The sequence below is a fragment of the Protofrankia sp. Cj3 genome (assembly GCF_917627355.1).
GTDB lineage: Bacteria > Actinomycetota > Actinomycetes > Frankiales > Frankiaceae > Protofrankia.
Window position 1 is genome coordinate 1 of the sequence record NZ_CAKJTR010000072.1, and the last position, 10,373, is coordinate 10,373.

At 67.5% G+C, this 10,373-nt stretch carries 11 protein-coding genes; 10 read left to right on the top strand and 1 reads right to left on the bottom strand.

The features are described 5' to 3' along the window. The 3 genes from MJ783_RS11885 to MJ783_RS11895 form a co-directional block, all read left to right on the top strand. Window positions 1-483, top strand: a 483-nt coding sequence (locus MJ783_RS11885; protein ID WP_239310473.1) for an ATP-binding protein, incomplete at its 5' end; no start/stop codon positions are given. After that, a complete protein-coding gene (gene dprA / locus MJ783_RS11890) occupies window positions 480-1,631 on the top strand; it encodes a DNA-processing protein DprA (RefSeq protein ID WP_239310474.1) in 1,152 nt (383 codons plus the stop codon). The genes MJ783_RS11885 and dprA, both read left to right, overlap by 4 nt. A gap of 82 nt (window positions 1,632-1,713) precedes the next feature. After that, the gene (locus MJ783_RS11895; RefSeq protein WP_239310475.1) at window positions 1,714-2,658 is read left to right on the top strand and encodes a tyrosine recombinase XerC; all 945 of its coding nucleotides are present in this window, start codon (window positions 1,714-1,716) and stop codon (window positions 2,656-2,658) included. 27 nt (window positions 2,659-2,685) lie between these two features. On the opposite strand, the gene MJ783_RS11900 is transcribed toward MJ783_RS11895, so the two are convergent. Further along, window positions 2,686-3,306, bottom strand: coding sequence for a murein hydrolase activator EnvC (locus MJ783_RS11900; RefSeq protein WP_239310476.1), 621 nt, complete (start codon window positions 3,304-3,306; stop codon window positions 2,686-2,688). Between the two features lie 360 nt (window positions 3,307-3,666). On the opposite strand from MJ783_RS11900, the gene rpsB reads away from it, so the two are divergent. The 7 genes from rpsB to MJ783_RS11935 form a co-directional block, all read left to right on the top strand. Beyond that, on the top strand, window positions 3,667-4,605 hold the full coding sequence (rpsB, locus tag MJ783_RS11905; RefSeq protein ID WP_239310477.1) for a 30S ribosomal protein S2: 939 nt from the start codon (window positions 3,667-3,669) through the stop codon (window positions 4,603-4,605). 435 nt (window positions 4,606-5,040) lie between these two features. Further along, window positions 5,041-5,655: a translation elongation factor Ts gene (tsf, locus tag MJ783_RS11910; RefSeq protein WP_239310478.1), complete on the top strand. Its 615-nt coding sequence runs from the start codon at window positions 5,041-5,043 to the stop codon at window positions 5,653-5,655. 136 nt (window positions 5,656-5,791) lie between these two features. Next, window positions 5,792-6,577 carry a UMP kinase gene (gene pyrH / locus MJ783_RS11915; protein ID WP_370651605.1) on the top strand — a complete coding sequence of 262 codons (786 nt, stop codon included), beginning with the start codon at window positions 5,792-5,794 and terminating at the stop codon, window positions 6,575-6,577. Between the two features lie 2 nt (window positions 6,578-6,579). Beyond that, entirely contained in the window at window positions 6,580-7,137 is a 558-nt protein-coding gene (frr, locus tag MJ783_RS11920) for a ribosome recycling factor (protein ID WP_239310495.1), read from the top strand. A 91-nt stretch (window positions 7,138-7,228) separates the two neighbouring features. Beyond that, window positions 7,229-8,086: a phosphatidate cytidylyltransferase gene (locus MJ783_RS11925; protein WP_239310479.1), complete on the top strand. Its 858-nt coding sequence runs from the start codon at window positions 7,229-7,231 to the stop codon at window positions 8,084-8,086. A 20-nt stretch (window positions 8,087-8,106) separates the two neighbouring features. Continuing rightward, on the top strand, window positions 8,107-9,252 hold the full coding sequence (gene rlmN, locus MJ783_RS11930) for a 23S rRNA (adenine(2503)-C(2))-methyltransferase RlmN (protein WP_239310480.1): 1,146 nt from the start codon (window positions 8,107-8,109) through the stop codon (window positions 9,250-9,252). Window positions 9,253-9,523: 271 nt separating this feature from the next. Then, window positions 9,524-10,373, top strand: an 850-nt coding sequence (locus MJ783_RS11935; protein WP_305039489.1) for a PHB depolymerase family esterase, incomplete at its 3' end; no start/stop codon positions are given.

The window sequence follows — 10,373 nt, forward strand, 5'->3', positions numbered from 1 at the left end:
CCGTGCCCCTGCGCACGTGCGGGCGGCGCTGGGGCCAGGCTGTGTGACTGCCCGAGCCTGGTTCGCAGGCGTTATCTCTCCCGGTTGTCGGGACCGCTGCTCGATCGGGTGGATCTGCAGGTGGAGCTTGCCGCGCCGAGCCGCGCGGAGCTGCGGGCGGACTACAACTACGCGGAGACCTCCGCGGTGGTGGCCAAACGTGTCCAGAGCGCTCGTGATGCCGCTGCCTGCCGGCTGGCTGGGACACCGTGGCGTACCAGCGCCGAAATCCCCGGTCCAGCGCTTCGTCGGCTGTGGCCGCTGCCGACCAGCGTGACCCGGCTGGCAGACCGTGTCTTCGAGTCGGGTCAGCTGACCGCCCGGGGTCTTGACCGCGTCCTGCGGATTGCCTGGACGCTCGCGGACCTTGCCGGCGTGGCGTGCCCCGGACCGACGCAGCTCGGGATGGCTCTGGACCTGCGCCTGCCAGGGCGGTCACAGTGACTGTCGACGGTGAGCGGTTGGCGCGGGTCGCTCTGGCACGCGCGGTCGGGTCGGACAAGCCAGAGATCAGCATTGAGGTTGCCCGCCGCGGAGCGGCGTCGGTCTGGGCCGATCTGCGGCTCCGGCATCCCGCTGTCGACCCGGTACGGGATCTGCGCCTGCTGGACAACCTCGGCGGGCGGTTGCTCTGCCCAGGTGACGAGGAGTGGCCGTCCGTGCTGAGCGTGCTCCGCGACATGCGCGCTGCCGATGCCCGCACCGAACCGGGCGAACCGCTTGCCTTGTGGGTGTACGGAAATGGAGACCTTGGCCAACTGTGTGAGCGGGCGGTGGCGGTCGTGGGGGCGCGCGCGGCCACTCCTTATGGCACGACCGTGACCGCCGATCTTGCCTCGGGGCTGTCGGAGCGGGGCTGGACGGTGGTCTCCGGGGCGGCCTTTGGTATTGACGCGGCCGCTCACCGCGGTGCGCTGGCGGCAGGCGGGCCGACGATCGCGGTTCTTGCCGGCGGGGTCGACATCGCCTATCCACGAGCTCACACGGAGCTGCTGACGCGCATCCGCGACAACGGACTGCTGTTGAGCGAGGCCTCACCGGGTAGCCCTCCCTACCGCGGCCGTTTCCTGACCCGTAACAGGATCATCGCCGCGTTGGCCAGGGGTACGGTTCTGGTTGAGGCAGGCCATCGAAGCGGTGCCCTGAACACGGCCCGACACGCCCGGCGGCTGGGGCGTGTGGTCATGGCTGTTCCAGGACCGGTCACCAGCGCGCTGAGCGTGGGCTGTCATCGTCTGTTACGGACGCACCGTGAGCAGACTGTCTTGGTCACCGATGCCGCCGAGGTCTGCGAGGAGATCGGCGCGGTAGGTGAGCTCGCCGGATACCCGCCGGTACCGGCGGGCGTCCGTGACGGCCTTCCCGAGCTGGTCCGGCGTCTGCTCGATGTCATGCCGGCGCGGGGATCGGTGGGTGGGGCGGTGCTTGCCGAGCGGGTGGGTGAGCGGCCGGAAACCGTGCAGGCGCTGATGGGCCCTCTGGTTGTGGAGGGTTTGGTGGAGCAACGAGGCGGTGGGTATCGCCTGACGGCGTTGGGCCGAGCGCCGTCGGCTGGCGCGCCGTCTCCGCCGGACGCCGGGGAAGGAGCATGATCGTGCATTCGCTGGGGCCGCCCGTCGATGTTGACGCGGCGGCTGTGACAGGGCACGGTCGGACAGGTGGATAGTCGGTTATATGGTAGATGATATTGCTATCCGTGATGATGGAGCTACCTGGGATGCCGCGATCGGCGCATACCTGAGGTACCTGTCGACCGAGCGGAACCGGTCGGTCGAGACCATCCGCGCCTACACAGCCGATCTCCGTAATCTGTGCGACTTCGCTTGTGGCGCGGGCTGCCGTGAACTGGCGGAGCTTGACCTCGGCGTGCTGCGCGGCTGGCTCACGGCGATGCGCGCCGCCGGTGCCGCCACCGCCACCGTAGCCAGGCGAGTGTCGGTCGCCCGTGGCTTCAGCGCATTCGCGGTAAGGCGCGGCTGGCTGCCTGTGGACGTCGCCGATCGGCTCGTGAGCCCTCGGCGGTCGACTGCACTGCCAACCGTGCTGACGGCCATCCAGGCATGGGAGATGCTGGTGACCGACCCACGGGCGGTATCAACCGGGCCTCGCCAGGATGCGCTCGACACGCGGGACAGCACGGTTGTCGAACTGCTGTATGCGACCGCCACCCGTGTCAGTGAACTGTGCGGTCTTGATCTTGATGATGTTGATGACGAACGGCGACTCGTGCGGGTGGTGGGCAAGGGCGGGCGTGAGCGGGCAGTGCCTTTCGGCGTGCCCGCGCGGCGTGCGCTGCGAGCATGGCTCGACATCGGCCGGCCGGTACTCGCGGTGCCCGGTAGCGGCCGGGCGCTGTTCCTCGGCGCCCGCGGTCGCCGGCTGGACCCGCGAACGGTCCGGCGTATCCTGAGCGCTCGGGCCGCGGCTCACAGCGCCCGGCCGGTGACCCCTCATGGCCTTCGGCACTCCGCCGCCACCCATCTGCTGGAGGGCGGTGCCGATCTGCGTTCAGTGCAGGAGCTGTTGGGGCACGCGAGTCCCGCGACCACGCAGATCTACACCCATGTGACGCCGGAGCGGCTTCGCGCGGCGTTTGACCAGGGGCACCCGCGGGCCTGACAGCGGCAACCGGGTCGGTAGGTGGGTTCAACCGACCGGTAGCAGCCTGGGATGACGACGCGGCAGCAGGCTGAGTGGATTGCGGTAGAGCGGCCCATCGAGCAGGCCCCAGTGCAGACAGGCGCCGGCGGGACAACCGGGATGTCCCCCGACGAGCCGGCCGATGATCTCGCCGGAGGCCACCGACCGGCCTGCGGGGACAACCGGGGTGACCGGCTCGTAGGTCGTTCGCAGCGACCCGTGATTGATCGTGATAACACCGCGTCCGGCAATCATGCCAGCGAACGAAACGGTTCCCGACGCTGCGGCGCGCACCTGCGCACCTACCGTGCTCACCAGGTCGACACCGCGATGGCCCGGACCGTAAGGCGTGACAGGCGGTTCGAAGTCCCGGCCAATGATCAGAGGGCCGTCCAGCGGCGTACGCCAGTGTGATGTCGGCAGGCCCCGCACAGCGGGTGCCGGTGATATCGGGCCCGCGCCGATGGTGGTCACGTTAGATGGTGATGGTGGGGACAGTGACGGTGGGGACGGTGAGGTTGCCGCCAGGGCACGGAAATCAGCTGCCGCATGCGGCCATTTGGTGACAGCGAAGGCGGCCAGCACGGCCACGACGAGGATGAGAGCTCGATAGCGGGACGGCGTCATGGCGTTCCTTGTGGTCTGTGGTCTGTGGTCTGTGGTCTGTGGGCGTCGGGCGGGCGCGGTTGCCCTGGCTGCCACGCTGCCCGCGCCGGAGCTTCCGGTCACGCCTGGGATGACGCCTGTGGACAACCCGCCGAGAAGCGCGGTGCGGGTGGGCGTAGGATCGAAGGCACGGCTCGTGCCGTCGAGCTGAATCCACGCGCCCTTTCTCTGCCCGCCTTCCCGGCATGGCGGGGAAGGCTTCCTCGGTCCGCCGTTCCCGCGGTGGTAGGGGCCAGCAGGGCGTCAGGGGCCCCGGTCGCCGGTCGGGGCCTGCAACCGAGGTGCGCCGGTCCGCCTGGCGCAGGAAGGGAGCGACTAGCCATGGCTGTCGTCACCATGAAGCAGTTGCTTGAAAGCGGCGTCCACTTCGGGCACCAGACAAAGCGCTGGAATCCGAAGATGAAGCGCTTTATCTTCACCGAACGCAATGGCATCTACATTATCGATCTGCAGCAGACGCTGTCCTACATCGACCGCGCCTATGATTTCGTGAAGGAGACCGTCGCCCACGGCGGTACGGTCCTGTTCATCGGCACCAAGAAGCAGGCCCAGGAAGCCATCGAAGAGCAGGCACAGCGGGTCGGTATGCCTTATGTCAAGGAGCGCTGGCTCGGCGGGATGCTGACGAACTTCTCGACGGTCTACAAGCGCCTCCAGCGGCTGAAGGAGCTTGAAGAAATCGAGCTGACCGGCGGCACGGAGGTCCGGACGAAGAAGGAACAGCTTGTTCTTTCCCGTGAGAAGGCCAAGCTTGAGCGCACCCTCGGTGGTATACGCGATATGGCCCGTGTGCCGAGCGCGGTCTGGGTTGTCGATACGAAGAAGGAGCACATCGCCGTCGGCGAAGCGCGCAAACTGGGGATTCCGGTGGTGGCGATTCTGGACACCAACTGTGATCCAGATGAGGTCGACTACCCGATTCCCGGTAATGACGACGCCATTCGCAGCGCGACCCTGCTCACTCGGGTGGTGGCCGATGCGGTGGCGGACGGGCTGCGCTCCCGCGCGGGCGGATCGACGTTGATGGACGACAAGCCCGACGTGCCCACCGGGGGAGAGCCGCTGACCGCCTGGGAGGAAGAACTTCTGCGTGGCCGGGATGCGGTGGCGGTGGCCGAGCCTGCGGCGGCGACCGCATCCACCGAATCCGCAACGGCTGAACCAGCGTCCGAGCGGAAGGCCGACCACGAGCGCAACGGAGCGGGCCAGATTGATTCCGACACCGTCACCGCGGTGGGTGCTGCCGCGGTTCGGGTCTGAGAAGATCTAAAAGATACCCTTCCGTGCTCGGCGGCTTCGGCCTAGGGCGTGTCTGATGGATCGTCGATCGCTTCACCCCTCGCCCGAACGCTTCGCGTCCGCGCGGGTCCCTGCACTCGATGCCCAGCGAGTGTCCTGGCGCATTGCTGCCCCGGCCGCTTTGTGTGCCGCCCGGGGGCGCTGGCTCGTCGGTCCGGACAGGACACCGCTGTCCGGACCTCCGCCGCTGCGCGGGTCGCTGCCTGGATCCTTGCCCACCTTGACCACCATCCATCAGATATGCCCCAGCGGACCGACGGTTTTTGAGAAGTGATCGCGAAACGGGGCCGGCGCGCCGGCGATGACGGCCTGGCGGTGCCGGCCCCGCGAATACGCCAGCCCATGAGCCCCAGCCACCAACAGCCACCAGTAGCCAGACGGAACGAGAAGAACACCATGGCAGAGATCACAGCCGCTGACATCCGCAAGCTCCGGGAACTGACCGGCGCTGGCATGAGCGACGTCAAGAAAGCGCTCGTCGAGAACGACGGCGACTTTGAGAAGGCCAAGTCGTGGCTGCGAGAGAAGGGTCTGGCACAGGTTGCCAAACGGGCCGGGCGCAGTGCGTCGAACGGTCTGGTCGACTCCTATCTGCACAAGACCGACCCGCAGCTGCCGCCTACTATCGGCGTTCTGCTGGAACTGAGGTGCGAGACCGACTTCGTTGCCAAGACCGATCAGTTCAAGCAGCTCGGGCGTGACATCGCGCAGCACATCGCGGCGGCCGACCCGCTCTACGTGACCGCGGAACAGATCCCGAACGAGGTCATCGAGCAGGAAAAGAAGATCTACGAGGCCACCGCGCGCGAGGATGGTAAGCCCGAGGCAGCCCTCCCGAAGATTGTCGAAGGCAAACTGAACGGTTACGTGAAGTCGGTGGTCCTGCTTGAGCAGCCCTGGGTCCGGGATGGTAAGATCACCATCCGCGCGCTGCTCGAACAGGCCGCCTCAGCTCTTGGTGAAAAGATTGAGATTGGTCGTTTCGCCCGTTTTAACGTCAAGCAGAGCTGACCGTACTTCCCGCCGCGTGCAGGCGAACGGGCCGGATGCGCGGCCTGAGATGTTCCCGCGTGCGGAGGTGAGGCAGACTGGCCGGCAGTGCACATCCACCGGCCGATGATCGTGGCTGACGGCGAGGGGGCCGATCGTGACCGATAACGCCAGCAGGGATGCAGACGCTCCAGCCGGTCGTGAGTTGGCGGCGGTGCGCTGGCATCGTGTGCTGCTGAAGCTGTCCGGTGAGGCGTTTGCCGGGGGCGAACCCCTCGGCATCGATCCGGACACGGTGGCCACCATCGCGCGCCAGATCGCGGAGGCGAGCCGGACAGGCATTGAGGTCGCGGTCGTGGTCGGTGGCGGCAACATGTTCCGTGGCCAACGCCTTGCCGAGCGTGGTGTCGACCGTGCCAGGGCCGACTACATGGGGATGCTCGCCACCGTGATCAACTGTCTTGCCCTGCAGGATGTCCTGGAGCGTCAGGGAGTCGTGACGCGGGTGCAGACGGCGATCGCCATGGGTCAGGTCGCCGAGCCTTACCTGCCTCTGCGGGCCATCCGGCACCTGGAGAAGGGCCGTGTTGTCATCTTCGGGGCGGGGCTGGGCGCGCCGTTCTTCTCCACGGATACCACCGCCGCGCAACGGGCTCTGGAGATCAAAGCACAGGCTGTCCTCAAAGCGACCAAGGTCGACGGCGTCTACGACGCGGATCCCACGACGAATCCCCACGCGGTTCGGTTTGATTCGCTCGTCTACGGCGAGGTGCTGGCTCGTGGGCTGAAGGTCATGGACGCTACGGCCATCAGCCTGTGCATGGACAATCGGCTGCCGATCATGGTTTTCGACCTGCTGACGGAGGGGAACATCCTGCGGGCCGTCCGCGGTGAGAAGATCGGCACTCTGGTCAGTGTGGACGAGGGCGGAACGGAAGGATGATGGTGATCGACGACGTGCTCCTCGAGGCCGAGGAGAAAATGGAGAAGGCGGTCCTGGTCGCGAAGGACGACTTTGCCAACATCCGGACGGGGCGGATCACTCCTTCGGTGTTCTCGAAGGTTCTCGTCGACTACTACGGCGCGCCGACGCCCGTGAGCCAGCTGGCCTCCTTCCACATACCAGAGCCGAGAATGGTGATCATTACGCCGTACGACAAGGGGTCACTGGCAGCTGTCGAAAAGGCGGTCCGCGACTCCGACCTCGGGGTGAACCCGAGCAACGACGGGACGATTATCCGTTGCGTCTTTCCCGAGCTCTCCGAGCAGCGCCGACGGGACCTCGCCAAGGTCGCGCGCACCAAGGCGGAGGATGCGAAGATCAGCATTCGTAACGTCCGCCGGCATGCCAAGGAGGCGATCGATCGTATCGTCCGCGACGGCGATGCGGGTGAGGACGAGGGCCGGCGCGCGGAGAAGGACTTGGACGAGGCAACGCATCGCTATGTCGGTCAGGTGGACGAGCTGCTGCGACACAAGGAGTCGGAGCTGTTGGCGGTCTGATCGACATTGGCAGGCACTCTCCGTTGTCCGTTGCCGTGAGCCGAACACGTTCCAGGGCGATATCGCCAGCACTCATGTGGCCGAGGACCCGGTGACGGGGGTCGAGCACGTGACCCGTGAGCCCGCGACGCGTCGGGTGCGAGCGGGGCGGGACCTTCCCGCGGCGATCGTGGTCGGTGTCATACTGGCATTGATCATTATTGTGCCTCTGTTCACGTTGCGCCCGCTATGGATCGCCGTCATCTGCACAGCTGTCGCGGCCGGCATGTTTGAGCTGGTCAGGGCGTTCCGGCTGAGCGGGCGCACGATTGCCTTGCCACCGCTCGCGGTGGGAACGGCGGCCATGCCGGTGGTGGCTTACCTCACCGGTACATCCGGCCTGGTGCTGGCCCTGGCAATAACGATCTTTGCGGCGACGGCCTGGCGGCTCGCGTATTCCGGCGATCATCTGTTTGCGGATGTCGCGGCTGCTGTCTTCTGCGTGGCGTACGTAGGTCTTCCAGCCGGTTTCGCGGCTCTGCTGACCAGCCCACCGGACGGGCCCCGGCGGATGGTCGCGTTTCTGGCGACCGCTGCCGCCAGCGACATCGGCGGCTACACCGCCGGCGTGCTTTCGGGCGGGCGGCACAAGCTCGCTCCGACGGTGTCCCCGGGTAAATCCTGGGAGGGTTTTGCCGGTTCCGTCGTCGTCTGCGTGCTTGTCGCCGCTGTTTCGATGGCCTGGCCGCTGCACGCGGCGCTCTGGCAGGGCGCGGTGCTCGGTGTCGCGATCGCCTGTACGGCGACCATCGGTGACCTGGGTGAGTCGTTGCTCAAGAGGGATATCGGTATCAAGGACATGGGTTCGCTGCTGCCCGGCCACGGCGGAATCATGGACCGGCTGGACTCGGTGCTGTGCGCGGCACCCGTTGCCTGGCTGCTGATCAGTGCCTTCGCGCCGCGCCCGTGACCTGGCAGACTGGACAGGCCATGACCGCTTCCCCCACCGCCTCGGCAGCGCTGCCGCTGGTCCGCTCCGCGCGGGCGCGGCCGCCCCGCCATCTCGCCGACCTCACCACCGAACAGCGGCGTGAGCTGGCCGTCTCCCTGGGCGAGCCGGCCTTCCGGGCAGACCAGGTCTCCCGCCACTACTTCGCCAGACAGCTGTGCGCCGACGATGTGGAGGCGATGACGGATCTTCCGGCGGTGTCCCGCGCCGCGCTTGTCGAGGCACTGCTGCCGACGCTGCTGACGCCGGTGAAGGTCACCACCTGCGATGCTGGAGACACCCGTAAGACACTGTGGCGGGCTTTTGACGGTGTACTGATCGAATCGGTTCTGATGCGCTATCCCGGCCGCAGCACGGTCTGTGTGTCCAGCCAGGCCGGGTGCGGAATGGGCTGCCCGTTCTGCGCGACCGGCCAGGGCGGGCTCACGCGTAACCTGTCCACGGCCGAGATCGTGGAGCAGGTGGTCGCGGCGGGACGGACGCTCGTCCGCGGAGAGCTTGCCGGTGATCCGGCCCGGCTGTCGAATGTCGTGTTCATGGGTATGGGAGAGCCGTTGGCCAACTATGCCACTGTGATCGCCGCGGTGCGGATCCTCAGCGACCCGGCACCGGCGGGCCTGGGCCTGTCGGCTCGCTCCATCACGGTGAGCACGGTCGGACTTGTGCCGGCGATCCGCCGCCTGGCCACGACGGGTCTGCCGGTGACGCTGGCGGTTTCCCTGCACGCTCCTGACGACGAGTTGCGTGATCGCCTTGTTCCGGTGAACAGGCGCTGGCCGGTGGCGGAGGTACTTGCCGCGGCCTGGGGGTACGCCGAGGCGACCGGGCGCCGGGTGAGCATCGAGTACGCACTGATCGATGGTGTCAACGACCAGCCGGAACGCGCTGATGCCCTGGCCGGCCTCCTCGCCGGCAGGCTCGTGCACGTCAACCTGATCCCCCTCAACCCAACCCGCGCGGTGTCCTGGCAGGCCAGCGAACGGCGTCGCGAGCGGGAGTTCGTCCGTCGGCTACGCCAGCGGGGCATCGCCGCGACTGTACGTGATACCAGAGGGCGCGACATCGCGGCGGCGTGTGGACAGCTGGCGGCTGGCGAGCCGGACCGGAGCGACAGTGCCACCGGGTGACCGTCGCTCGTCCCGCCGATCTGTCTCCCGGAGTAACCGTAACCCGCGTTGGGTTTCGATGACCGGCGCGGCCGGGGCTATTCTGATCGTCATCGGCCTGGTCCTCTATTTCAGCGGCGACAGTGGCTCGCGGACCCAGGCGGGGCAGGCTGGCACAGGCACGTCCAACGGGGGCACCGCCGCGGGCAGCGCCGGCACTGCCCTGGGGACCTCCGGCGCAGCCGGGTCACCCCACGCTGTGCCGGCGTCGCCAACCGTTGTGAGCGGATGTGTGACCGGCAGGACCATCGCGGCCGGATCGAGTCAGCAGTCGGTCCGGGTCGGGGCAGACACCCGGACGTATCAGCTGGCGGTGCCTGCCACCGATGCCCACACCAAGGCGCTGCCGCTCGTCCTCGCCTTCCACGCCTTCGGCGAGGATGCGTCCGCGCTGGAGCGCTATGCCCACCTGGCGCAGATCGGTAACGCGGAAGGTTATGTGGTTGTCGCCCCGCAGGGTGCCAACGATCGGTGGAACTTCGTGCGCAGGGCCACCATCGGGCCGGACGATGTGGCATTCGTGTCCGCGATCATCAATGATCTGACCGCCCGGATGTGCCTGGACAACCGCAAAGTGTTCGCCACCGGTTTTGCCGATGGTGCCGACATGGCGGTTACGGCTGCCTGTGCCCTGCCGGGGACCTTCGCCGCGATTGTGCCGGTTGCCTTCGCCGTCATGCCCACCAGCTGTCCCACGCCCGGCTCGAGCCTACTGGCGATCAATGGCACCAGCGACCCGGTGACACCACTGGAAGGCGGGGGAGCGGATCGTCCCGCCCCCTTCGATGGCACCCAGGCACAGCCGATGCAGGCCCGTCTTGATCGTTATGCCGGATTCATGGGCTGCGGGCCGGCGAACACATGGACGCGCGACACCACCGCGCTTCGGCGGCTGGTGTTCACCGCCTGCCCCGCTGGCCGTGATGTGGGTCTACTGGCGGCCGTGGGCGGCGGCCACATGTGGCCCGATCCGGACGCTGACCCGCCTAAGGGCGCGACGCGGTCGCAGTTCAGCGCCACCGAGGTCGCCCTGGCCTTCTTCCGCGGGCATCCGACGCCCACGCCGGCCACCCAGGCGCCGG